Raw genomic sequence first — 25554 nt, 5'->3', positions numbered from 1 at the left:
ATGAAAGCATCATAAATTCTGTAAAAGTTAACTTATCCTTTTTAACAACATGTAAAGTAAGATGATGCCATTTCTGAGAGTATCTATCTTCAATATAGGTAAATTTTATTATATAAAATTTACCTATTGTTTTTCTTTTATAATGAAATTACAGGGTAGACATAAGTAGGTGACACGTGAAAGTTTTCACAGTCTTTTTCGAAGGAGAAAGCTATCGCCTTTAGGCATGGGATGAAAGAGAGTTGGATACAGAGTGCTACTAAAAACCATAAGAAGTCAACACGTTTAAAAGTTCGTACCGTATTAACCGACCAATTGCGATTTATTGAAGTATAAGTTAGGCAGATTTCATATCATAATGAAATCTGGTAAATGGATTGCTCAAATTTCTGTCACAATTCCTATAATAGAAAAAGCAGGAGCAAAAATTTTTGGAGTAGACTTAGGTCTCAAACTGCCTGCGGTAGCCATCATAGATGATGATACAGTTCGTTTCTTTGGAAACGGTAGGAGAAATACATACAGGAAACATATCATATATGATACATGAGTAACGATGAAAATAGTGAAAAATATATAATTGGTTACACTAAAAAAATGGACTATTTCTGCATGAAAATAAAATGGATGTTTTGTGCAAGTAGAAAATACAGAGAGTTGCAGCGAAAAGTGCAGAGGCTAGCAGCTCGATTTTTTAAATAGTAATTTTAGTGTTTCCAGAAGACAACGCATTGCGTAAACGATAGCTTTCTCCCGTAAATGCAATAATGTGGGCATGATGGACCAAACGGTCCACCAATGCAGAAGTAAGTCGATTATCACCAAATATACGATTCCATTGACCAAATTCTAAATTCGAAGTAACTATCACACTTTTTTGCTCATAACAGTCGGCAATAATATGGAATAGGAGCTCCGCTCCTTGCTTTTGAAACGGTACATAACCTAGTTCATCTAAAATTAAGAGATCACATGATTCAATTTGTTTTTTTATACGAGTTAGATTCCCTTGTTTTAAAGCTTCTTCTAATATGCCTACTAAATCAGCTACTCGAAAAAACTTTACCTGATATCCTTGTTCACAGGCCTTTAAACCTAAAGCTGTTGCTAAATGTGTTTTTCCGGTTCCAGGAGATCCGAGTAATAAAAGGTTCTGTTTTCCTTCAAAAAATCGCAACTCACTAATATGTTCTTTGCTTGTCGTAGAAGGTAAATGAATTTGTTCACCCCATTCATAATCTTTCAACCACTTTAACTCTCTAAATTTTGCTTTTTTTATTAAAGTTGATACTTTTTTACTTTGTCGAGCTTCAATTTCTAAGTTTAAAATATCCTGTAAGAATTGTTCTTTATTTTCAAATACAACTTCATCATAATGCTCTAGAATAGAACTCAAATGTAATACTTTACAAGCTTCTTGTAGGTTTCTGTGTATCATAGTGAAAATGAACTCCTCTCTAAAGTTGGACAGAGTTTCCGATCGTATTGTTCTAAATCCGTTTCATAATCCACTAAAACAGATGGTGTGTGTTTCTCTTCCCATTTCTGCGGATAAGTTACTTGTTTCGCTTGTAATATGCCATCAAGTTCATAAGGGGTTTTTGATAGCCAATCCTCATTTTCTAAAACAACATGTAATTGTTGTAAAGAATACTTTTTGAGCAATCTTTTTATCCCTACTAAGCGTGATTTACGCTCTTCCGTTTGGAAGAGGAGATAATCCTGAACTCTCATAGGTAAGTATTTAAAATATCTTGAATAACGTACTACACGTGGTTTCTTTTCCCAATCTTCAAAAATTTCTTCCCAAGGAATGGGCCTATTTGTATGCATGTAAGGTCTATATTCTTTAAAGATTACTTCTCCTTCAGAAGTAAAACATGTAAATTGATCCCATTCTTTTTTTATGACAATAACTTGTTTGACATTTGTTTTGCGTAAAACAAATCGTTCTTGATCTACTGTAATTTCTCCATATTTATTTACAGTTGTAGTATCTAGTGAAAAGACCGATAGGTCTTCTAAAGGCAATGGCTTTAATGCATTTTTATCATCATTCCACAACTCCTCTATCATGATTTTCTTATCATAATGCGGTCGTTTTTGATCCTCTAATGCTTGTACTTCTAGCCACTGTGCAAGTTGTGAAAAACTTTCCATAACCGGTGAAGTTGTAAACCAATTATTACGTGTATAACTAACTTTACGCTCAACATTACCTTTTTCATGCCCGCTATAAGGGTTACATGGTTGTGTTTCAAAGTTATAATGCATTTGAAATTGTAAAAACGCTTCTGTATAAATACGATTTTCACCTTTTCCTATGGTGATTACAGCGGCGGATAGATTATCAATCCTAAGATGTGTTGGTACACCACCTGCTTGATGGAATAGCTGTTTTAAGCCTTCTAAAAAGCATTCCTTATTTTCAGCTGGTAATGGATAAGCAAATGCTGTATTGCTATGGGGAAAGCTTAACAATAGTACTTTAATATCTTTATATGCTCCATCTTTGACAACTGTCATATTTCCAAAATCAACTTGTGCTTCTCCAGGAGGATGTTCTAATCGTTCGTAACGTTTTTCTTTTGCTGTTTTTATCTGTGGTCTTCGATGTTGGATATAATCACATACGGTTCGATACGAACCTTGAAACTTATATTCTGTTTTTAATTGATTAAATATCTTTTTACTTGTTCTTCGTTCCTTACGGCGAAGCTTACTATCTTCCTCTAACCATAAATCTACAATTTCACCAAACTCACTATCATACATCATTCCTGTTTTTGTACAAACTGGACCAGTATCCGAAGGATACACTTCTTCATCAGCATACTTTTTGACAGTTCTCCAATTCTTTCCTAGTTTTCTTGCAATTTCAGAAATACTTAAATCATCATTTTCTCTTAAATGTTTGATATAATGAATTTCAGGCATTGTTAGCATCCTTTCTAGTCCTCCTGTTTCGTGTGGTAACGAAAACAGTAAGGGATTTATTAAGAGCTGACAAGCCTTTTTTTATGCACTTTATCTATGTACAAAATCGTTGCTCGACTCTGTACTTTTATTTTGCACTAAACAAATGGATCGTAGGGAAGATAAAATATGCAAAAAACAATCTTAATTTTAGAGGATGAAGACATTTTACGTGAAATAATGAAAGATTATCTACTGAACGAAGGATACAACGTTTTAGAGGCGATGAATGGGAAAGAAGCACTATGTATATTTGAAGAAAATGAGGTGCATTTAATCATTTTAGATATTATGTTACCGGAATTAAATGGTTGGGCGGTCTGTCGGCGAATTCGTAAGAAATCTAATGTACCAATTATTATGTTAACGGCGCGGGTGGACGAGGAAGACATTTTACTCGGGTTTGAACTAGGAGCGGATGATTATGTTACAAAGCCATATAGTCCTCCTATTTTATTAGCAAGAGTAAAACAATTAATTCAGAAAGGCTATGCTTCTACTGTCGATGTGTCTACTGAAGACAAATTAACTAGTTTAACTAGCAATGATATCCATGTCCATTTATCTTCTCGTGTAGTTACTGTATATGAAGAAAACATAACGCTGACACATACCGAATTTGAAATATTAGCGTATTTAATGCAAAATCAAGGGATTGTAATTTCAAGAGAACAATTAATTACTAAAATTTGGGGCTATGAATTTACAGGGGATGACCGCACTGTTAATAGTCACATACGTAATTTGCGTCATAAATTAGGAAGAAAAGCAAACTGTATTGTAACTGTCGTGCGAGCGGGTTATAAGTTTGAGGGACAAGTATGAAAAAAGGAATTGTATTAAAATTATTTATATTAACAACAGCATTATGCACTCTTATTTTAGTCACTATTTTTATTGGGCAAACCATATTTTTTAAGCAATACTACGCGAACCGAAAAATCAATGATATTAAAACAAATATTCAATCTTTTGAAAAAGCATATGTAAAAGCTGGAGATGACGAGAAAATAATCCAAGAATTAGAACAGACGTTTTATCGAGATAATGGGACATGGATTACAACGTTAGATAATGTGGGCAATATAAAATATGCAAATGATTTTTCTTTAGAAATTCAATTAGATGCTAATGAAAATAAGACTTTTTCAGAGCGTGTCATTCAAATTCCATTGTATAGCTTTGTACATGTAGAAGATATACAACGAATAAAATATAGGTTAGAACAGGGGGGGTCTATTATTATCGATGGGGTACAAAGAGGGGATACCGTTGTCCCGGCAATTTTAACAATGACAAATGAGAATGTTGGGCTGGAAAATGAGCAATTATCAGAAAGGATATATGGAAAAAAAACCCTATCTTCAACAGATGGCTCGCAATTATATTTAGCAGGAAGCATTAAAAATGTACGATTACCAGAGGCTACCGCAGGGACTAACTTTATTTATGGAAATCGTGTGCTTATAGATCGAATAAAACAATTTCAAGGCGATCTAATATTAAATCAAAAACCTAAAAATAGTAATTCTACAGAAATAATGGATTATGAAGAAAATGATATTAAATATAAATTATTAATCAAACCAACAAAAGATACAACTGGGAAGACAAATTATATATTCACTATGACATCATTGCAGCCAGTTGATGAAGCTGTGCAAATGATAAAGGATTATTATATATATTTAATTATCTTTGTATTGATTTTAATCATTTTGATATCGTTCTATTACTCAAAAAAAATCGCCAAACCATTATTACAAATAAATGATACGACAAAAAAAATTGCTGGTTTAGATTTCTCAGAGACAATACCTATTACTACAAATGATGAAATAGGTGATTTATCACAAAATATTAATACGCTTTCTAAAACTTTGCATTCGTATATTAATCAATTACAACAAGATATAGAGAAAGAAAAACAATTAGAAAATACACGTAAAGAATTTATCTCGGGTGTGTCACATGAATTAAAAACACCTTTAAGTATTATGAAGAGCTGTATTTCCATTTTGGCGGACGGTGTTGCGAGTAATAAAAAAGATTATTACTTTAAAGCAATGTCAAAAGAAGTAGATAAAATGGATATGCTCATTATTGATATGTTGGAGTTAGCAAAATTTGAGTCTGGTACATATAAAATGAAAATGGACGTTTTCCATGTCGATGAGATGATTGATTATATATGTGAGCAATTAACGTCAGATATAACAGCTAAGCGATTACATGTCCATAAACAACTTTCTAAAATTGAAGTCGTTGCAAATCTACATCGAATAGAACAGGTACTTACTAATTTTATTACGAATGCAGTCCGTTACACACCAGAATGCGAGAATATTATTATCTCCACTATAGAAGAGAATGAACGCGTGAAAATATGTATAGAAAATAAAGGGACTCATATTACGTTAGAACATTTGGAAAAGATATGAGATCGTTTTTATCGAGGAGATACATCTCGTCAGCGATCTAAAAAAGGTGGGACAGGACTGGGTCTTGCTATTTCAAAAAATATATTGGAGCTCCATGACGCGGAATATGGTGTATCAAATACAGAAGATGGCGTATTATTTTTCTTCTATTTAAATAAAAACGTGTAGAACGGAAAATCTACACGTTTTTATTATTTTTTTAAAATCGACATTATCTGCACGTAATCTTTACCTACATTTATTATTATTTTCATTAGAAACGGAATGAAAAGCTAATAAGGAGGTTGTTGAAATGAAAAAAAGAGCGATACTGCTTTTATTTATTATATTAATAATAAGTATGGGCTTTGGTTTAATACATGCTAAGGGACGTAAAAATATATCAAAAGAAGATTTACGCTTGAAAGGAAAAACCATTGTAATTGACCCAGGGCATGGCGGGGGCGATAGAGGGGCGCAAGGAAAAAATTATGGAACAATTGAAAAGGATCTTAATTTAAAAGTGGCACAAAATATAAAAAAAGAATTAGAAGAAAGAACGGATGCACAAGTTATACTCACACGTGAAACAGATACTAGTTTACTTCCCGAAACAAATCAAAAGGAAGAATTACAAGCACGTGTCAAAGTAGCTAAAGATAATGCAGCGGATCTTTATATCAGCATTCATCATGATACTTTTGGAGATACAAAAGTAAAAGGAATCACAACTCATTATGGAGCTAATAAGAGACAGGATAAAAAGTTAGCTGAAATTGTACAAGAAGCTATTTTTAATCAAAATATAGATACTCGGGATAGAGGTATTCAAGCAAGTGATTTTCTTGTCTTACGCGAAAATTCTTCCCCGGCTATTTTAATTGAGTTAGGATTTATGTCCAATAAGAGTGATGAAAAAAGAATGAATTCCGAATACTTCCAAATAAAATCACAAAAGGGTATTGTAGATGGTATTATTACTTATTTTACTACCTAGCAAAACAGGTAAATAAAAAATACAATTTTTTCTATATCTTAATCATGAAAAATAGTACTTTTTTGTATATAAAGCTAATAGTCGCCACATTATATACATCCATCAGAAACGGAATGCTTTGTTATTTTTTTCAGTAATATAACCAGTTTGGGAATAAATTTAATTGAAAGAGTGAGAAAAATATTTTTCAAAAAGGTGAACCAAATGAATGAATCTTTAACGAATTTCGACATTATCTGCATTTTATCTTTATCTCTTTCTAGTAATCTATGTACTATAAGTATCGGTTGAAACTAATAATTTAACCGCGTAAAGGCTCAGTTTTATAAATAATTACTATAAAAGGAGGAGTGACAAATAATGAAAAGATCACAAAATAAAATCAGTGGAATAATGAAAATCCTCATATCTATAGGAATTATTCTAGTAGCAGCTATTTCCATGATCTTTTTAATGGGGCAATTTAGCTCTACTCCAGCAAAAGGAAGCGGTAAAGAAAGTGTTACACAAGTTAACACACAGAAACCAGAAAAGAAAAATGAAACACCACCGCCGAAACAAAAAAGACCGGATGGAAAACCTGTAGGGAAAGTAGTTTATTTAACATTTGATGATGGTCCTAGCGAATTAACGGGACAATTTTTAGATGTGCTGAAAGAGCAGAATATTAAAGCAACATTTTTTATGCAAGGTAGTAATTTACAAAATACACGTTTTCAGGAAAATGTAAAACGAGCGGTAAAAGAAGGTCATTATATTGGTGCACATAGTATGACACATAATAGTGAGAAGTTGTACCAAAAAGGACAATTTGTACCAGAGATGAAAGAAACGTTAGCTCTTATTCACGATATTACAGGTACCACTCCTAAGCTGGTTCGTCCACCATATGGATCTGCACCAGGGTTAAAAGGAGAAGAGATTCGAAATCAAATTGTAGAAGCAGGCATAAAAGTTTGGGATTGGACAATTGACTCAAATGATTGGAAATTGAAAGATAATCCAAACCAGATTATAGAAAATGTAAAAAAGCAAACCACAGAAGATGTAGAAGTGGTTTTAATGCATGAAAAACCACAAACACTACAAGTCCTTCCTGAAATTATTAAATTTTATAAAGAGCAAGGGTATGAATTTGGAGTATATGATGATGCAGATCATTTTTGTCTAAATTTCCAAAAGGATAAACGTTTATAGTATACAAATAAATATCTTTAAATATTAGTTTTTATTTGTAAACCAATATTCTTGGATAATCCATAAAAGGAAGTGAGCGGTTGAAACTAGCAATTATTCACTTCCTTTTTATCTATCGAAACTTGTATTACGTGGTTTAAAATAAATCACTAGCAAGCCATTTCATTTTTTATTAAACCGATTTTTGAATAAAATGTCCGATCTAATTGAGGAGATATAAGCGTTATATTCTTCTTCTGTTAAGTTATGTGATCATTAATTTTCGAACCGTAAATTTCTTTAAGTTATATTGATATAATCTGCATCTTATCTTTACCTGTAACATATAATCTATATTTTGTAAACGAAAAAATCATATGGAACACAAACTAGTAGAGTTATATTCACCATCGCTTACAAAATAATGACTGGAGAGGAAGATCGAAATGTTAAAGAAAGTATGTGTTTGTCTACTTGCGGGAGCCGTTGTATGGACCTCTGCAGCCTGTGCAAATAATGAGACTGTAAAACCAGCAAATAAGACTGCTCCAAATGTTGCGCAAAAAAAATCACCGGAAAATAAGGAATTTAAATCGATTTTTAAAAACAGTGTATTCTTCGGAGATTCTATGATAGAAGCTATATCTTATTATGGATTTTTAGACGATGAAAATGTTTTAGGATCAGCAGGTGGAGCTACAATGTTCGCTCTAGATGAAGTAGAAGATGTAGTGAAAAGAAAACCGGAACACATTTTCATGAATTTTGGAAGTAATGATTTACTACTTCCTACGGATCTGGAAGGAAAACCTATCGAGAACCCTGTTAAATTTTCGATAGATAATTATTCTAACTTAATACAAAAGCTAAGGGAGAAGCTTCCGAATGTAAAAATACATCTCCTATCTGTTACACCCGTTACAGATAAAAATTTGGAGGAAAAACCACAATATAAACATATTAGTGAATACAATTCAGAACTAAAAGAATTAGCCAAAAGAGAGAAAGTAGATTACATTGACTTATCTCCAATCTTTGAAAAAAATAGAGATTTACATGATTCAGATGGTGTACATTTTAAAGCTGGTTATTACAAGGTATTACTCGAACAATTAAAGAATTCCATTAAATAGTTCCTGTGTTTCAAATTTACGGTTCTGGTGCAAAAAAGCGAAATGATTTGAAAATGCTCTTTCAAACTTGGCAATACTGGTGCTATTACTAAAAAAAGGTGTGTGATCAGTATGGAAAAAGAAAATATATTCAAATGGAAACAGTATCAGCCTGATATCATTGTATTAACCGTACGTTGGTACCTGCGGTACAACTTAAGTCTTCGTGATTTAGTGGAAATGATGGAGGAAAGAGGATTATTCTTAGTACATACAACAATTATGCGATGGGTGCATCAATATGGACCAGAATTAAATGAGCGTATTCGAAAACATTTGAAACCAACCAATGATTCTTGGCGTGTGGATGAAACATACATCAAAATCAAAGGAGAGAAAATGTACTTATATCGCGCGATTGATTCTGAAGGAAACACGATTGATTTTTATTTAAGTCGTAAAAGAGATGCGAAGGCTGCCAAACGTTTTCTAAAGAAAGCCTTGGCTTCTGTTCATGCCACAAAACCTCGTTCGATAACTGCTGATGGCGATAAAGCCTATCCTGTTGCAGTACGTGAACTAAAGGAAGAAAAGTGTATACCACACGGTATACCACTTCGTGTAAAAAAATACGTAACTACTCAGCCACCTTTCGGTGTCTTTTTTAAATTTTACTAGTTTCATATGCCTCCCATTTGTAAATACTGAGTATATCAAACAGGGGAGGTGAATCTTATGGTCGATCGAAAAATTATTTTAGATACATATAAAAAAGGACCTGAAGCTGTTATTTCTTTATTTGAAGAAACATTTTCTAAGTTAGAAAAACGTATACAAGAACTAGAAAATGCTTCAAAAAAAAACTCCAAAAATAGTCATAAGCCACCTTCTACAGATGGTTTGGGTAAGCCCGTTACAAAAAGTTTGCGCAAACCGTCTCATCGTCAAACGGGTGGCCAGTTGGGCCACAAGGGACATACTCTTGGTTTGACAGCGACTCCAGATCATACGATTACACATTCTCCTACATATTGTACTTGTTGTCATACTTCCTTGAACCACGAGCCTGTAAAAGGGTATCGCATTCGCCAAGTGTATGACTTACCACCTATTCAGATCGAAGTGACAGAACATAAAGTAGAACAGAAAGAATGCCCACATTGCCATTCTATCCAAGAAGCCCAATTTCCTTCGACAGTATCTCGTCCTGTTCAATATGGTCCAAATATAAAAAGACTGATTCCCTATTTAACGCATTATCAATGCATTTCTTTGAAGCGAACAAAAGAATTCTTTCAGGATTGTTTTGGACATTCTATAAGCGAAGGAACCCTGGTAAATCATACACAGGCTTTCGCTTCTCAATTGCAGCCATTCATAAAAGAAGTAAAGGAAAAGATTCTGCAGTCTCCTGTTGTCCATTTTGATGAAACTGGTATGCGTGTAGAAAACAAAACACAATGGTTACATACTGCCAGTACACCGGAGGTGACATTGCAACATATTCATCAAAAACGTGGAAAAGAAGCAATGGATGCTGGAGAAATCTTGCCATCTTTTTCTGGAATTGCGATGCATGATGGTTGGAAATCGTATGATGCGTATACAGATTGTCGTCACGTTTTATGTAATGCCCATCTCTTACGAGATTTACAAGGAATTATAGATAGTACTGGAGAACAATGGGCACAACAGATGCAGAAATTTCTAACGCAAGCGTTGACGATGAAAAAGCAATCCGAAGGTACCATGCCAAAAGCGACGCAAAAGAATCTGTTTATTATGTATCAATCCATATTGAAAGAACAACAGATTCTTTCCACGAAACAAAAGAAGAAAGGAAAGCAGACGCCTTCTCAAAATTTATGGAATCGCTTCGTCAAGTATTCTGACAGAATTCTAGCGTTTTTAGAACATCCAGCCATTCCATTTGATAACAATCAAGCAGAACGGGATATTCGGATGACGAAAGTAAAACAGAAAGTGTCTGGGACTTTCCGAAGTAAGAAAGGCGCAGAATCTTTTTGTCAGATACGAAGCTTTATGAGTACCATGAAAAAACAAAAACAATCGGTCTTACAAGCGATAAACCAAGTCATAGAAACTAGAACGGTTCCTTGGAATAACACGACTTCATAAGAGAATTTCTCTATTTGGCATAGATTCTTTCTCTGATTGGAGTATTTTCTTTTCATGTTTTCGAATCGGAAACATGTATTTGGCCTGTTTTTTTATTTGAAGAAGCTGAGTAGTTACAAAAATACTTAAACAATATCATTGAGCAAGATCATCGGTTTATCAAAAAACGGATTCGGAATATGCTAGGATTGAAATCATTCCCTACAGCTATAAAAATGATTACTGGAATAGAAGCTATGCATATGATCAAAAAAGGACAAACTCTCCAAGGGGAGAAGTCTGTCCAAAAGCAGATATATCTTATCAATGAACTCTTTGGTTTAACAGCATAAAGTTCCATTCCGTTAGGAATCTTCTATTCTTTTTTCACATTCCACTATTGTTGCACCAGAACCTCAAAATATAAAATATGACCTTTCCCTAAAGTTATTTTTATGTTTGTTATGACCTTTCGGATTCGTTATCTTTAGTAAGTCAATGAAAAATAACTTTGGGAGGAATCATTTTATGAAATTAAACAAAATAATGTATGGAACACTATTATCTACCGCACTATTAAGTAGTCAATATGTGATGACTACGCCAACATATGCTGCTGAAAATACAGGTGTGGTGTGGGAAGACAAAAACCAAAATGGTAAGATGGATGCAGGGGAATCTGGAATCAATAATATTAAAATGGATTTATTTACTATTAATGGATCTTTAATTAAAAGTTCTACAACGGATTCACAAGGGAAGTATTCTTTTGGTGATGTGGCCGATGGGAAGTACTATGCGAAAGTAAACGTTCCACAAAATTATCGCTTTGGTGGAAGCGTTCCTTATTTTGGTAGTGATGGATTAACAAAGTACATAACTGTAACTCAAAATAATTTAAAAGATTTAAATGTAGGTCTAGTAAAAATAAATGATCAACAAATTGAACAACAATTTAAATGGTCATTAGTAGGATATATGGATAACGAATTCGTAAATATGACCTTTACTCCAAAAAATTTAGAATTACAAATTAAATTTAATCTAAGTATACCTAATATTTATTCTACAAATTCACACTATGCCAATATCAAAGTTAAAAAATCTACTGGTGAAGTAGTGTATGATCGAGCTATAAACAATGCTCAGCAACTAGCGGATGAATCAAAAATGATTCCAATGAAAGCAGGTTATACAATTGAAATTGCACATACTGAAGGAGATAGACTGCGTTACACTATTGATAATGGCGAGACTACTAAATTAGGAAGTCCATATACAGCTGTTATCAAAAAATATGAAGTCACAAAAAACAGCTTGAAAGAATTACAATAAGGCATAAGTTTATTACGGTTCTGTTGCAAAGTTTGAAAAAACATCAACCTGCTTACAAAATACGGTTGTAGTTTAAGCAGTTCTGAATAACTGCTGTAATTCCTTGTACGTTGAAAAAGAGAAGTCTAGAATGGACTTCTCTTTTTTTTGTATATGGCATGAACCGTTTCGATTCCTTTCAATGTACGTGAAGCATGGCGCAGATTTTGAAATTCTGCGAATTTAACAAAACGTCGTTTGCTATGTCTATGATCTTGTTCGATGAGATTATTGAAATGCTTAACAGTACAATGTTTCGTATGCACATAAAAGCCATTATGTTTTAGTTTTTTGAACGCACAAAGTAAAGCATGAGCCTTGTCTGTTGTGAGAACCGTTGGTTCTCCAAAAGCTTTCACTAACCTTTTCATAAACATATAGGCTGCTTGATGATCTCGCTTTTTGCGAAGTTGAATATCCAATGTGTGACCTTCCTTATCAATCGCACGATAAAGATAACGCCACATTCCCTTGGCTTTGATATAGGTTTTATCTAAATGCCATACGGAATGTGCTGATTTATTTTTCTTCTTCCAAATTTGATAAATGATATTTCCATATTCATGGACCCAACGCATAATAGTTGTAGGATGAACTGAAACACCACGCTCTCTCAAAAGTTCAGATACGTCGCGATAGCTTAAAGAAAAACGACAATAGTAGCCGACAGCTACCAAGATAATGTCTCTCTCGAATTGTTTTCCTTTAAAATATCCCATATGTTATGCTCCTCAGCTCCAAAAACTTTGCAACGGAACCCTTTTATATACTCATGGCTACTTTGTTCCAATAGCATGAGTTGTTGAGTACAAGTATAAAGAAACCTCATTCTTGGCAAGAACAAGGTTTCAATCTGCTCATACTAGTTGTATGATTTTATTTCGATAGATCTTTAAATATATATCGAAATTCTAATGTCATTTAGGCAATATTATTGAAGAAATGGGGTTACGATTCTAGTAACTTGATAATGTATCTCATACTATATTCAGAATTGCAATGCATATAAGTATGTTATATATCGATAATCCAATGAAAATGAGATATTTTATATACGTCGAACCATGTGTATTGCTAAAAAAATGACTCCTAGCATTGTAATCAACATAATAAATAACAAAAATATGGGGTGGAAATATAGTGGATTACCGGTTAAATATACGATATAGCACAACCAGGATATAGTAAATAACAAGAAAGCAATCCAATTAGATTTATACATAAAAGAACTCCTCTCTAAACTGTTGTAGTTGAAATAATGATGTATAAACATTTATAAAAAAATGGAATTCCCTCCTACAGCTGCATAACGATAGCGATATATCTAGCTATCAATGACACTCCTTTTTAATAGGTACAGTATATTCATCCAATCTTGCTGCGCTCTGTTATAATTCAATTTTTCACTATTTCTTCTTGTTAAATACGGGTAAAAAAATTATGAATTTTATCTTTCTTCACATTTAATTGTTTCAAATTATATTGAAATTAAACCTATTCTCCATCACTATACATTTGACTTGGAAACATAATAATTGTACCTCCAAAAGAAGTGTTTGTTTCTTCTATGGTATGTTTTTCAATCTCTTATGGTTTTTTTATCAAATTCAGTAAAATCAAATAGATTATCTCCAAAGAAAAAAGAATAGCATGTTGCGCTATAATTTGTTTTCCTTGTTCCTCTTTCCCTTCGTCAGCCTCTATGCAATAAAACATGTACTTTATCAATTTTTTGAATCTTTTAATGTAGCATTCAACAGATTTAGTTACTGGTTTGAATTGTAACAAATCGGCACTTTTCTTTTATTTATATAATGTAAAAAAGAAACGAAAATACGTAAGGATATCGTTTTTCCTTGCGGAGTCTATGTTTTCTATTTATAATGAATAGCCTTTTCCTATTACATGGCCATAGTTTGATATGGATTATTATCCATGATTGGTTCATTTAAATCAAACACAATCACATTTTTTTTGTACCTTTGATAAATTTCGCATCTATTTTCATTTCTTCAATGCTATTTCTCTATAGGGAATAGCATCTGTTGTTTGATACAACATATCTGATAGGACTTGTTATTCTACAAGTGGAGGTATTTTCTTACGCCTACTTATAGCAATTATCCTACTAGAAAAAGCGAAAAGCATTACAATCGTATCATTTTCAGTTTTTCTTTCATTTGATATTTTATTCCTAGATGTATGGTATGAACGTATTTACAGTAGGTATACTCAAAATACAATTCTTTTTCGAGGAAGAGAAGTCCTATATTATAAAAGAAAGAACTTTTTATTTCCTCCTGTTTCGAACAAGAAAAAATTTTTTTATATTTTATGATGTAAAAATTATATAAAATCATTTTAAGTGACATAATAGAGTCGTAATAGAGCTTTGTTCTATAAAGTATTTTCCTATTACATGTAAATTTAAAGATTCTACATGATGATATGAGGAATTGAATAAAATCAAGATATATTAGGTTTTATAAACATGAAAGGAAGGGGGTGATACAATTTAGACATACATGTGTAAAATACTGTTGTATTATAAATACCAAAATTGCTACTGCATCAACACTTAATAGTTCTACTTAGATATGTAAATATATTTTCATCTATGTATCCTTTTTTATAGGAGAAAACACTCATAATAATAGAGTATAGTATTTTTAATTCATAGCTTTATCCCTTCTTACAAGGATATGAGTAAAAGCCCATTTGCGTGTAGAGCATGCATATTAAGTTACATTGAGAAAATGATGATCGTGTGTTACAAGAGGAAAATGTAAAATTTGTAGATTTATTATACGCATATATAATGCAAAATCAAAATAATGAGGAGGTTTAATATGCAAGCAAAACTAGATGATGCAATCGTATTTGAGAGAAATGGTATGGAAATTACAGGTATCGTAATAAAACTGTATGAGAGATCTGTATTAATAGAAATTATAAAAATAATTGGTGGTGATTTTCCATACGATAAGACCGTTGTGAGTCATAAAAACTATCGACTTTGCTGTATAGATGAAACTGAATAAATACTTGAACTGATTTCATATGGAAGGCTATTTTTTCATGAGAACATATTCAGAGAGCAAACACTCCTATTTATATCTAGGATTGTTTCTAAGATTTCTTATACAAAAAGGCCAAGCTAATTTCTTACGTCGGATTTTAATATGACAAAAGTCCATTACAGCCTAATGTGTCATTATCAGAAACATAAACAGAAAAAACTGTAAACAGACACATAACGAAAGAATATATACCATTTTTCAAGTAGTTATAATTATTATGCAGATTTTCAGTTTCATATTGATGAAAATAAAGTGTAAATTGAGCTATATGTTATTGCGAAAAAACAGAAAGCTAATTTAAAACGCTTAACGCATCTGTAAACAGAAAATGTTAGATTTATGTGCTTTTATTATTTTTTATAAAAAACCTTTTTAAAGCCAACCTGAACACCATAAATGGAACGTTAGCAATTGCATTTGGTTTATTGAACCAACATTGTTTTGTTTTTTGGTTCGTTACTTACAAGTAATAGGAAAGAAATATCTCCCTACATTTTTGTAAGAATCCATTACAAAGTGCATAGGTTTTTACAAAAGTGTAGGGTTAGGGTCATATTCATCAATAGTAATTCACCTCCAAAAAATAAAAATAGGTAAGGTAATCACAAATATAGAAGAATTTACATGATGAAACCAGTTATAGATGGAAAAAACATTTAAAAAAGGTACGGTAAAAAAGGAGAAAACCAATCACATGTGTTAAAATACGTATCATTTTCCATTCAAGAGGGTGAATTTCTTGGCATTATAGAATCATCTGGTTTTAGTAAAACGACACTGAAATTACATGTAATTTTAGTGCTGGAGAAGACGATAGGCAGTGTTATGGAAATTGTAGGAACGGATATTTAATGTGTACCATTTTATCTGGTGCATTCAAAGACAGTACACGTTATGAAATGCTTCATAAAATCGGTGTTCGCCGGGAATTATTAATATAATCAATTTATAAGGGATTATTCTTTGTATCCTTAGTTCCAGCAATTGTAGATATTGTTCACATATTAGTTGGTATGAACATGTTTGATTCTCTTTTAATTGATTCGTATGTTAGGATTTGATTACTCATTGTTATTTTGATCGTGATTTACTACTGGATTACAGTTTGATTGTATAAAAGAATCGTACTTCTGAAAGAAGGTTTATGTATACTGGATTAACTCAAATGGGTACAAGAAATTTAAAATTAATAAATGGACCGGTACGACAGGCTATAAAAATTGATTCTTGATTATAAATGATAACTTTTATCTGAGAACAGACTATTTCAAGGGTCTGTTTTTCTGTTTGTAAAGATATGTGTAGATTGGTTTATGCAAGGTCCCTCAGTAGAGGAAGACTAAAAGGCTCTTATGATGGGGAGGGTGAAGTGACCCCCGAAAGCTAGACAGGTCGTTTCATTAGGTATGTGGAAATGGTACACTAAACTGGACACTAAGTTAAGAGAGAAAGGTGATTCAGTTTATGAGTAGAAAAGTCTATGATCGTCAATTTAAAATAGCTGCAGTTCAGCTGGTACTGGAAGAGAATATGTTTGTAAAAGAGGTTTCCAGAGAATAATTGATTCATTCTAATACCCTATATCGTTGGATAAGTGAATATGAAGAATAACAGCAAATATTTGAGGAGCATAAGGGGCGGTATGGATCTTTAAGAATTACAAAAGTTCTGGAAAAGACAGGCATCAAAGTAAACCGGAAGCGAGTAGGAAATCTGATGCGTCAAATGAAACTGTATGCGATGGGCTGGAAAAGAAGAGCTTCTCTTGGTTGGCTATGATGTGAACATCATGGCACAGTGGAGAGAACAGGTGGCACTTTTGCGTATACGGACAAGAAATAGGCCGGGTGGAAAATACAGGTGGGATAAGCGTTGGACGATGTAGAAGTATGTGTGAGAGGGGGAGAAATTATCTACGGGGGCGGATTCTGTCTGTTTTGATGGATGGGGATATGGGAATGAGGGATTAGAAGAGTGCGAGTTTGGTGTGAATCTGTACAAAGGTTCCCAATAGGGTGTACCCGAAAGAAAAAAATTCAAAACGGCTCCCATTACCAAATGTTAGAACTATATAACAGATACAGGAAACTTCTTTGTTCGTTGCTCACGCAACGCGTGATACAAAGAAATGCTTATCTCTTTCCACAAAAAGTAAAATCATCCTATCTCGTTGTTTACTGTATTCTATACAATACCCAAGCCCTTCGTGCTAGTTTTTTTGCTGATTTCACCAAAAAAATGTGGCAATACCCAGAAAAGATAAGACAAACACCCAAGCATTTGGTAAAGAAAATCAATCATTCGTATGCTTGGTGAATGAAAAGGATTCGCTTTTAATTGCTTTATAGAAACATTAAGAAATAAAAATTATATTTATTTTTTTCACTTGTTCGTTTCACGAGACGTACACCTCTATGTAGGAATGATTCCCATTTGTATCATTCCCATTTGAGTACACCCTATTGGGAATTTTTTGAGGTGGGACCCTTGTGGATACAGGGGTCCTTGTCTTGGTTGACTCTATTTTGTGAAAAAGGAGGGGGTATCATGACAAAAAAGGGAATAGCCGCATCCGTCGTGACCGATTTGGAAATGCTCGAGATTATTCAGCAGTTCCAGTGGACGACGACGGGGCAGTTAGCTGCCTATATGGGCGCGTATAGTCGGCGGAGTATCCTGCGTAAACTCGAGCAACTGCGTCCGTATTTACACAACATTCAAGAGCCATCTCGTCATATTTTTGGACTCAATAGTAAAGGCGGTGCGTTATTGGGGACACCTCATGTGACGATGCTGAGTGGGTTACAGGACATCTACGATGTCTTATACCGCAAGGAAATTTGGGCGTGGTGTGGGTATCCAGCGTGGCAGTGGCAAGAAGAGGTATTGTCTTCTGTGAAGCGGGATCCACTGGTACCGGCAGCGTATTGGTATGACAGGAAGCGATTGCATCTTGTAGAAATCGATAATGGAGAAAATCTGCATCACACACTCTGTAACATGCGCCGGTATGAGGGGCTTGTGAAACATGCAGAAAAAGGCGGAAAGTCTGTGCCGCAGGTGTACTATTTTACACCTGACCGCCAGCGCCTCGCGTGGCTCGAAGAAGCACTGGGCGGGCATAAGCCGTGGCTACGGTGTGTGCATGTATTAAAAAAAGGAGGAATGATAACATGAAGCAAGAAGATCACAATGTGATACCCCTGTTGGTACCCACGATTCCCATTACACCGGCGGAAGAAGCACAGCTGATTGCGCTGTTTCAGCAGTTACAAACGGCAGTCATCAATTATTTTGCGAATCCGACGATTTTGCCGAATCAAGCCTTGCAGCAAGCCTTAACCCAGTTATACACGTTTTTACTCAATACGTTTCCGACGCCAGATGGGCGAAATGCGACGCGGTATAATATGTTTCTTTTACTTGGTACGACAAATTCGTTAGCCAGCTTGACTGCACCGGTTGGGCAAATCGCAGAGATGTTAAATGCGCTGTATAACGCGCTTTCTGTATTTGTCGCGTCTCTGATCACGTCTTCGCCATCCGTTCAAAATCAATTGTTCGTCATTCTCATCAATTTATTTGCAGCAACATCCACAAAGCTGAATACGGTGCAAGGGGGAACAGGACCAGCGGGATCACAAGGACCACAAGGATCGCAAGGGCCAGCGGGGCCACCCGGCTTACAGGGACCGCAAGGAACGCAAGGTTTTCCAGGTGTGACGGGACTCCAGGGGCAAGAAGGAGATCAGGGACCGCAAGGCGCTCAGGGATCACAAGGACCAGCGGGGCCACAAGGGGTGCAAGGACCTGAAGGAGACAATGGTGTGATCGGACCAACGGGACCGACCGGACCACAAGGACCTCCGGGACCAACAGGACCGACGGGGGCGATTGGCGTCAGTAATACATTACTAGCAAAGAAAAACAAGGGTACCTCATTTTTGGTAGAGGGGATACACAAAAACAATCCGCAAGGAGGAAACAGCGATGACGAATGATCACAGCAATTCAAATAATCAAAACCTCGGTCTACCAGATATCGGACCGATGATCACGCCAACAGTTCCGATTACCCCTGCGCAAGAAGCCGCTCTGTTAAACTTATTTGCCAATTTACAATTAGCCGTAACAGCTTACTTCAACAATCCCACGCCCGCTACGCAGGTACAGCTCAAAAACGAACTGAACCTTCTATACAACTTCTTATTAAATGAATTCCCGACACCAGCTGGACGGAATGCAACGCGGTTTAGTTTGTTTCTTCTGTTAGCTACGGTGAATCAATTACAAGGCGTGGCGCAGGTTGGGAAAATTTCAAATATGATGCAGTCCCTCTATAACGCACTGTCCATTTTTGTGGCGGAACTGCTTACATCGAGTCCCGCGGTGAAAAATCAGTTGTTTAACACGCTGACGTTTACGGTGACGATTACGTCCCATGTGCCGTCTGGCTCTCCAGGACCAACGGGTCCAGCAGGCGCGCAAGGGGCGCCTGGATCACAGGGTCCGCAAGGAGCGCAAGGAGCAGCAGGACCGACTGGACCACAAGGCGTGCAAGGAGCGGCTGGGATTCCAGGTATGAAAGGCGATCAAGGGGTGCAAGGAGCACAAGGATTGCAGGGACCAGCGGGACCACAAGGAAGTGCGGGGCCAGAGGGCGATAATGGCGTAACGGGACCACAGGGGCCTACAGGACCTACAGGACCGACGGGGCCTACGCTGCCGGCTGGGAATGTGTTTGTGGCAAACTATGGTAGTAATAGTGTTTCGGTGATAGATGGGACTTCGTTTGAGAATGTGACGACGATTGCAGTGGGCACGCGTCCTTGGGCTGTGGCGGTGGACGCGGCGAACAACAAGGTGTGGGTGACGAACAGTAACAGTAACAACGTATCGGTGATAGAAGCATCGTCGTACGCCAAGGTAACGACCATCCCCGTGGGTTCGGATCCTCAAGGTGTGGCAGTGGACGCGGCGAACAACCGGGTTTGGGTGCCGAACTCCAACAGTAACAACGTTTCGGTTATCAACGCATCTTCGTTCGCGAAGGTAACAACCATCGTGGTGGGCTCGCGTCCTGCAGGTGTGGCGGTGGACGCGGCGAATAACCAGATGTGGGTGGTGAATAACTTCAGTAACAACATCTCGGTGATAGACGGGACTAGTTTCGCGAAGGTGACGACCATCGCCGTGGGCACGAGTCCTTGGAGTATGGGGATGAACACGATGAATAATCAGATGTGGGTAATCAACAGCGGAAGTAGCAATGTTTCGGTTATTAACTCTTCAATGTATATGAAGGTGACAACCATCGCCGTGGGTTCGAATCCTTACAATGTGGCAATTAACCCGCCAAGTTTATAAGGTTTTCCATCCCCTGTCGATTTTTGACAGGGGATGGTACATACTTTTGTGACCAACTGAGGTGGCGAAACAAGAGGGGAAATATACAGAGAGTGAAAAGACGTATTTTGTGGAACACGTGATTTGTATGTATATGGAAATCTGATGGTTTGAAAGATTCATAAAAATATAAAGATATATTAATATAAGTTATATCGGTATATGCTTGCGTTATCGGTACGAAAAAGAAACAGTGTCCGGCAAATAGACAATCCTATGTAGAAGCGAAATGCGTGGTGCGAGTGGTTCTTTTATATCCCAATATAAGAAAGGGCTGTCAACAGAGAAAATACAAAGAAATAGCCTGGATCCACAAAGTAATATGTTTTACTTATGGGTATAGAAATTTTACAGATTAGCCAGAACATTGGCGGATATATAGAACAAAAGATTCGTGATTGTGCGTCCGATCATCTTTGGAAGAAACTTTCTGTGCTTCCTGATAAGGAGCAACGCTAAAAGTTAGATAATTTCCTTCAATCGGACCCGAAATCAAAAAAACTTATTTAGAGTACTTGAGCAATTTATCTGTTTTATTAAGGGAATTCATGTACTTGGTTACATCTAGAGTTTCTTATTAAAAGGATTAAACAACTTGCTCAGCACGCGAACTTTCGAAAAACGTTCATTACATTATTAGGGCATACAAAACCTCCTATAAAACTAAAAAGCCCTGGAAAGGGATTTGATATAGGTTATTTATACAGTACCTTCTAACACGACCACCAGATTAAACGCTAGCATATTCAGTACGGTACAGTCCGTAAGTTCTTTTCGTTACTTATGGAAAAAATTAGATTACAAGTAACACCTGCAGATTCTTCGTAATCACGGCTATATTCTTCAGAAATATGATATTGTGAGACCCGACCTAGATATGAGGATGGTATTCATTACAATCCGTCACACAGTATTAATCCAAAGAGAAAGGGGAAGTCTAACGACCTATACTGAATTTAAGTAAGTTAATTACTTTTTACTAGTTTACATAACCTTTATTATAGGAAGTTCTGAAAAATATCAGAATTATATATCCAAAAGACTATATGTCTTATCTTATTGAGATGAAATTCGAAAAATTTTTTTGAAATTATATATGATACTTTTTATTTACATACCGTTTTATTTTGCGGAATTCATTTTTTTAACATCGATATTTATATGTAGAAAAAAATCGCTTGTATCTCAAAACAAAAAGTATTCTTGATTTTTGAGATATCATAGAAAAAATAGAATTTTTCCATCTACCTTTTATCCTAGCCATAGGATTATTGCTCTAGTTCGTCAAAAATGTTGCAAAAACGAAAGACTTGAACCATCTCTTTTATACTTTTAAGGAAAAATTTTTCATCTATTTTTATAATAGATAATAAATGTAACGTAAAACATACAGCACGAACTACCGCTTTTGATAAGAACTATAAACTAGTCATCGGCTTACAAGCCATAAAAGAATTTGAGATGAAAGTAAATCAGGTATACACATGAAAAAAGCCCATTTACGTATTTCAATGGCATTGTAAACAATGTAATGGACAAGTTGGGTTTTGATGCAATTTTTACACACCAAACGTTCCTATGAGAAAGCCTGTCGTACTCATGGTGCGAGTTAATAGTCCTTTCTTATGTTGGGATATCAAACAACAACTCGCATCACGCATTTCGCTTCTACATAGGATTGTCTATTTGCCGGACACTGTTTCTTTTTCGTACCGATAACGCAAGCATATACCGATATAACTTATATTAATATATCTTTATATTTTTATGAATCTTTCAAACCATCAGATTTCCATATACATACAAATCACGTGTTCCACAAAATACGTCTTTTCACTCTCTGTATATTTCCCCTCTTGTTTCGCCACCTCAGTTGGTCACAAAAGTATGTACCATCCCCTGTCAAAAATCGACAGGGGATGGAAAACCTTATAAACTTGGCGGGTTAATTGCCACATTGTAAGGATTCGAACCCACGGCGATGTTAATCAGTTTTAACTGCTCATTTATTAATTTTTGGCATTTTCTTCAGCCCAGTCGAGATTGACTGTGGTTCATTGAACTACCCCCACTTTCACTTCGTTTAGAAGAGGGGGATTCCTAAGTAAAGAGTTCTATCGAACTCTAATTTATTAGGCTATCTCCACAGTCCTTGCGGTTAGAAGCCTTATCGCTTCATTCTTTAGATTGATACTTGCGTTAATATCCCTATCATGGTTTGTAAGGCAAGAAGGGCAGTCCCATTTACGTAGGTTTAGATTTTTAACGTCTTTGTTTTGATATCCACAACAAGAACATAATTGGCTTGAAGCAAATGTTTTCGATACAACAATGACTTGTTTGCCGTACCATTTTGCTTTGTATTCCAACATAGTTCGAAACTGAGACCATGATACCTCACTAATTGCTTTTGCTAACTTATGATTCTTTAACATATTTGATACTTGCAAATCCTCTATACCGATAACATCGTGGTTTTTGATGATTTCAGTCGAGATTTTGTCCAAGTAATCTTTTCTAGCATTCGTCATGTATTCATGAATTCTAGCTACTTTTACTCGTTGTTTATTCCAGCGAGAAGATCCTTTCATTCTTCTAGAAAGAACACGCTGTGCTTTTGCCAACTTCTCTTCTAATGATCGAAAAAACTTCGGATTTTCATAGGTTGTTCCATCTGACAAAATGGCGAAATCTTTTAGTCCCACATCCATTCCAATGTAAGAGTTTGTTTTCGGAAGTTCTTGCACTTCTGTTTCAACTAACAATGACACAAAGTATCTGCCAGAAAGGTTCCGTCTAACTGTAGCATTTAAAATACGTCCTGTTACTTCACGACTTTTGGCAAATCGAACAAGACCTAGTTTTGGCAATTTTATTTTGTTTCCTACAATGGCAATGTTTTCATTTGTTTGTTTTGTGGTATAAGATTGTACGTTGTTCTTCTTAGATTTGAAACGCGGGGCATTGTTTTGTTTTTTGAAAAGGCGTGTATAAGCATCCGCAAGGTTGCGAACAGACGACTGAATCGCGATACTATCCACTTCTTTTAGCCAAACAAACTCTTTCTTCATGGCAGGGAGTTTGGCAGAGCATGTACCATATGTCAAACCTTTCCCTGTTTCTTTGTATGCATTATCCCATAGAGATAGGAAATGATTGAATACAAAACGAGAACAGCCAATCGTTTTATTGATTAGGGTTGCTTGTGCTTTATTTGGATAGATACGAAATTTATATGCTTTATTAATCATCATTCATTTCACCTCCATTTCGGTATGTTTCTATTATAAAACAAACATGCGTTCGATAGATAGTGAAGTAACAGTTTATGTATGTCGAACAATTAAGATGGCTTCCTGCCATCCCTTGTCCGAAGCCAATTCATCTCCCACCTACTAACTTCGCGTTCCTTGAGGAAGGAGTCTTCTTGGCTAAAATGATAAATTTATCTTGTTTTCTACAACGGCAATGTTTTCGTCTGTTTGTTTTGCGATAAAAGATTGTACGTTGTTCTGCTTAGATTTGAAACACGAGGCACTAGTTTGTTATTTTTGAAAAAGTGTATACACACAAAGTTGCAAACAGACGACTTCATCGCAATGCGATCTACTTCTTTTAGCCAAACACACACTGTCTTCTTGGCAGGAAGTTGGGCAGAGTACTATAGTCAAATCTCTCCCACCTACTCACGTCACTTTCCTTGAGGGGAGAATCTTCTTGGCTAAAATAATAAAAGTAGTGCTACATTTATATACGTATAAATAGTAGTCACTACTTTTTACAGGTGCAACAGGAGGAACAGGAACCCCCTATACCATATATATGGTTCATAATGGAATTTGTGAATAAAATAATTTATTCTGATTATTATTTTTCTTTGCACGAAAATGGTACGTATTTTTAGCGTACAAAGAATTGGTAGTTTGTATCTAAATATACAATTTTTTTAAATAGAATTGTTATGTCATTTCAGTTGAACAACATAACTTTAGCCACTTTCTCTATATTTATTAGTCTGTTCAAAATCAAAAAGAATTTATTCATCAATTATTTGGATTCACAGCGTAAAGAATGCTGCCAGTAGGACTCCTCATTATTTCTTGGGAATATATCCTTTCTTTGCACCAGAACCTTTGATTCTATGATTCGCCTTCATGGTAGGATAAAGCTTTAGCGGGTGCACTGGATGCAGGAGCAGAATTCATAAAGTGAAAGGGCTCACCGCAAAATATAGTACACAATTCGAAAAGGAATATGTACTATATAACTGTGAATGCAGCCTATGTTTTTTTTGAAAATGAATTGGTTGAACTTTTATTTTTCGTTTTCAAATTTTCCAATGGTAACACTTATATCAGCTGTATTTGTTATATTGGCAAAAGTACGTAATTGATCAACAGCATGTATATGCCGAACAACTTCACTAAATTGAGCAGATCTTTTCGAATGAGAAGCATCTTGGACAAATGTAAAACGAAACCCACGATGGTAGCCATCTATAATAGTAGCCATACAACACATAGTTGAACCATATCCTATTACAAAGATTTCATAATCTATTAGTGACTCCATATGATTTGCAAACATAAGGTCGGAAAAACAAGAAAAATTTTCTTTAGTAAAAATAAATTCATTATTTTTAGGTTCAAATCCGGGAATAAAATTACTATATTGAGAATCTGGATGGAATATCGCTCCATCTTGAAGGTGTTGGACATGTAGAATCTCCCAAGACTCCGCTCGAGCTGTTTCTAATACTTTTTTTGCATTTTTTAAAGATGGACTAATTGTTGAAATAAAAAAGGGGCGTCCTTCTGACACGTATTCTTGCTGAATATCGATTAATAGTAAAACTTTTTTCTTTTCCATATTAATACTCTCCTTACATAATCATA

Annotated in this window: 14 protein-coding genes and 9 pseudogenes; 17 read left to right on the top strand and 6 right to left on the bottom strand. The window is 35.2% G+C overall.

The window, feature by feature from the left end; translation table 11 throughout:
* Nucleotides 1-273 precede the first annotated feature (273 nt).
* Nucleotides 274-529 (top strand): annotated as a pseudogene (locus MHH55_RS31635) (RNA-guided endonuclease TnpB family protein); the annotation flags it as partial.
* A 165-nt stretch (nucleotides 530-694) separates the two neighbouring features.
* Here MHH55_RS31635 and istB read toward each other — a convergent pair.
* A complete protein-coding gene (istB, locus tag MHH55_RS31630) occupies nucleotides 695-1438 on the bottom strand; it encodes an IS21-like element helper ATPase IstB (protein ID WP_172404313.1) in 744 nt (247 codons plus the stop codon).
* Complete coding sequence (gene istA, locus MHH55_RS31625; RefSeq protein WP_078188121.1) at nucleotides 1435-2946, bottom strand: IS21 family transposase; 1512 nt, start codon at nucleotides 2944-2946, stop codon at nucleotides 1435-1437. The genes istB and istA overlap by 4 nt, the downstream gene beginning before the upstream one ends.
* A gap of 159 nt (nucleotides 2947-3105) precedes the next feature.
* On the opposite strand from istA, the gene MHH55_RS31620 reads away from it, so the two are divergent.
* From MHH55_RS31620 to MHH55_RS31580, 9 genes and pseudogenes are all read left to right on the top strand, one after another.
* The gene (locus tag MHH55_RS31620) at nucleotides 3106-3801 is read left to right on the top strand and encodes a response regulator transcription factor (protein WP_078187952.1); all 696 of its coding nucleotides are present in this window, start codon (nucleotides 3106-3108) and stop codon (nucleotides 3799-3801) included.
* Nucleotides 3798-5585, top strand: a pseudogene (locus tag MHH55_RS31615) (HAMP domain-containing sensor histidine kinase). The gene MHH55_RS31620 and the pseudogene MHH55_RS31615 overlap by 4 nt, the downstream one beginning before the upstream one ends.
* Nucleotides 5586-5709: 124 nt before the next feature.
* A complete protein-coding gene (locus tag MHH55_RS31610) occupies nucleotides 5710-6393 on the top strand; it encodes an N-acetylmuramoyl-L-alanine amidase family protein (protein ID WP_078187953.1) in 684 nt (227 codons plus the stop codon).
* A 360-nt stretch (nucleotides 6394-6753) separates the two neighbouring features.
* Entirely contained in the window at nucleotides 6754-7590 is an 837-nt protein-coding gene (locus MHH55_RS31605; RefSeq protein ID WP_078187954.1) for a polysaccharide deacetylase family protein, read from the top strand.
* 425 nt (nucleotides 7591-8015) lie between these two features.
* Nucleotides 8016-8702: a GDSL-type esterase/lipase family protein gene (locus MHH55_RS31600; protein WP_078187955.1), complete on the top strand. Its 687-nt coding sequence runs from the start codon at nucleotides 8016-8018 to the stop codon at nucleotides 8700-8702.
* 111 nt (nucleotides 8703-8813) lie between these two features.
* Nucleotides 8814-9317 (top strand): annotated as a pseudogene (locus tag MHH55_RS31595) (IS6 family transposase); the annotation flags it as partial.
* A gap of 99 nt (nucleotides 9318-9416) precedes the next feature.
* Complete coding sequence (gene tnpC, locus MHH55_RS31590; protein WP_100910632.1) at nucleotides 9417-10820, top strand: IS66 family transposase; 1404 nt, start codon at nucleotides 9417-9419, stop codon at nucleotides 10818-10820.
* A gap of 119 nt (nucleotides 10821-10939) precedes the next feature.
* Nucleotides 10940-11152, top strand: a pseudogene (locus tag MHH55_RS31585) (DDE-type integrase/transposase/recombinase); the annotation flags it as partial.
* A 175-nt stretch (nucleotides 11153-11327) separates the two neighbouring features.
* The gene (locus tag MHH55_RS31580; RefSeq protein WP_176116663.1) at nucleotides 11328-12134 is read left to right on the top strand and encodes an SdrD B-like domain-containing protein; all 807 of its coding nucleotides are present in this window, start codon (nucleotides 11328-11330) and stop codon (nucleotides 12132-12134) included.
* 72 nt (nucleotides 12135-12206) lie between these two features.
* Here MHH55_RS31580 and MHH55_RS31575 read toward each other — a convergent pair.
* A pseudogene (locus tag MHH55_RS31575) lies at nucleotides 12207-12892 on the bottom strand (IS6 family transposase).
* Nucleotides 12893-15022: 2130 nt separating this feature from the next.
* On the opposite strand from MHH55_RS31575, the gene MHH55_RS31570 reads away from it, so the two are divergent.
* From MHH55_RS31570 to MHH55_RS31545, 7 genes and pseudogenes are all read left to right on the top strand, one after another.
* Entirely contained in the window at nucleotides 15023-15214 is a 192-nt protein-coding gene (locus MHH55_RS31570) for a DUF2187 family protein (RefSeq protein ID WP_078187572.1), read from the top strand.
* Between the two features lie 735 nt (nucleotides 15215-15949).
* A pseudogene (locus MHH55_RS31565) lies at nucleotides 15950-16102 on the top strand (bacitracin ABC transporter ATP-binding protein); the annotation flags it as partial.
* Nucleotides 16102-16362, top strand: a pseudogene (locus tag MHH55_RS31560) (ABC transporter permease); the annotation flags it as partial. The pseudogenes MHH55_RS31565 and MHH55_RS31560, both read left to right, overlap by 1 nt.
* A 508-nt stretch (nucleotides 16363-16870) precedes the next feature.
* Nucleotides 16871-16999, top strand: a pseudogene (locus tag MHH55_RS36565) (IS3 family transposase); the annotation flags it as partial.
* An 801-nt stretch (nucleotides 17000-17800) separates the two neighbouring features.
* A complete protein-coding gene (locus MHH55_RS31555; RefSeq protein WP_340882125.1) occupies nucleotides 17801-18430 on the top strand; it encodes a hypothetical protein in 630 nt (209 codons plus the stop codon).
* The gene (locus tag MHH55_RS31550) at nucleotides 18427-19254 is read left to right on the top strand and encodes a collagen-like repeat preface domain-containing protein (RefSeq protein WP_078187575.1); all 828 of its coding nucleotides are present in this window, start codon (nucleotides 18427-18429) and stop codon (nucleotides 19252-19254) included. Before MHH55_RS31555 ends, MHH55_RS31550 begins: the two co-directional genes overlap by 4 nt.
* Nucleotides 19244-20620 (top strand): YncE family protein, encoded by a 1377-nt coding sequence (locus MHH55_RS31545; protein WP_078187576.1) that lies wholly within the window; start codon nucleotides 19244-19246, stop codon nucleotides 20618-20620. Before MHH55_RS31550 ends, MHH55_RS31545 begins: the two co-directional genes overlap by 11 nt.
* 2171 nt (nucleotides 20621-22791) lie before the next feature.
* Here MHH55_RS31545 and tnpB read toward each other — a convergent pair.
* The 3 genes and pseudogenes from tnpB to MHH55_RS31530 all read right to left on the bottom strand — a co-directional run bounded on the left by tnpB (nucleotide 22792) and on the right by MHH55_RS31530 (nucleotide 25528).
* Nucleotides 22792-23913 carry an IS200/IS605 family element RNA-guided endonuclease TnpB gene (gene tnpB / locus MHH55_RS31540; protein ID WP_340882104.1) on the bottom strand — a complete coding sequence of 374 codons (1122 nt, stop codon included), beginning with the start codon at nucleotides 23911-23913 and terminating at the stop codon, nucleotides 22792-22794.
* A 186-nt stretch (nucleotides 23914-24099) separates the two neighbouring features.
* A pseudogene (locus MHH55_RS31535) lies at nucleotides 24100-24317 on the bottom strand (IS200/IS605 family element RNA-guided endonuclease TnpB); the annotation flags it as partial.
* A gap of 656 nt (nucleotides 24318-24973) precedes the next feature.
* Entirely contained in the window at nucleotides 24974-25528 is a 555-nt protein-coding gene (locus MHH55_RS31530) for an isochorismatase family cysteine hydrolase (protein ID WP_078187716.1), read from the bottom strand.
* Nucleotides 25529-25554: the final 26 nt, after the last annotated feature.

This window comes from Bacillus sp. FSL K6-2944 (genome assembly GCF_038005385.1).
GTDB lineage: Bacteria > Bacillota > Bacilli > Bacillales > Bacillaceae_G > Bacillus_A > Bacillus_A cereus.
This window is presented reverse-complemented; position numbering and strand designations above follow the sequence as displayed.

Bases quoted from the DNA above. Each gene is read 5' to 3' on its own strand.
- istB (WP_172404313.1), bottom strand. From the start codon at position 1,438: ATGATACACAGAAACCTACAAGAAGCTTGTAAAGTATTACATTTGAGT.
- istA (WP_078188121.1), bottom strand. From the start codon at position 2,946: ATGCTAACAATGCCTGAAATTCATTATATCAAACATTTAAGAGAAAAT.
- MHH55_RS31620 (WP_078187952.1), top strand. From the start codon at position 3,106: ATGCAAAAAACAATCTTAATTTTAGAGGATGAAGACATTTTACGTGAA.
- MHH55_RS31610 (WP_078187953.1), top strand. From the start codon at position 5,710: ATGAAAAAAAGAGCGATACTGCTTTTATTTATTATATTAATAATAAGT.
- MHH55_RS31605 (WP_078187954.1), top strand. From the start codon at position 6,754: ATGAAAAGATCACAAAATAAAATCAGTGGAATAATGAAAATCCTCATA.
- MHH55_RS31600 (WP_078187955.1), top strand. From the start codon at position 8,016: ATGTTAAAGAAAGTATGTGTTTGTCTACTTGCGGGAGCCGTTGTATGG.
- tnpC (WP_100910632.1), top strand. From the start codon at position 9,417: ATGGTCGATCGAAAAATTATTTTAGATACATATAAAAAAGGACCTGAA.
- MHH55_RS31580 (WP_176116663.1), top strand. From the start codon at position 11,328: ATGAAATTAAACAAAATAATGTATGGAACACTATTATCTACCGCACTA.
- MHH55_RS31570 (WP_078187572.1), top strand. From the start codon at position 15,023: ATGCAAGCAAAACTAGATGATGCAATCGTATTTGAGAGAAATGGTATG.
- MHH55_RS31555 (WP_340882125.1), top strand. From the start codon at position 17,801: ATGACAAAAAAGGGAATAGCCGCATCCGTCGTGACCGATTTGGAAATG.
- MHH55_RS31550 (WP_078187575.1), top strand. From the start codon at position 18,427: ATGAAGCAAGAAGATCACAATGTGATACCCCTGTTGGTACCCACGATT.
- MHH55_RS31545 (WP_078187576.1), top strand. From the start codon at position 19,244: ATGACGAATGATCACAGCAATTCAAATAATCAAAACCTCGGTCTACCA.
- tnpB (WP_340882104.1), bottom strand. From the start codon at position 23,913: ATGATGATTAATAAAGCATATAAATTTCGTATCTATCCAAATAAAGCA.
- MHH55_RS31530 (WP_078187716.1), bottom strand. From the start codon at position 25,528: ATGGAAAAGAAAAAAGTTTTACTATTAATCGATATTCAGCAAGAATAC.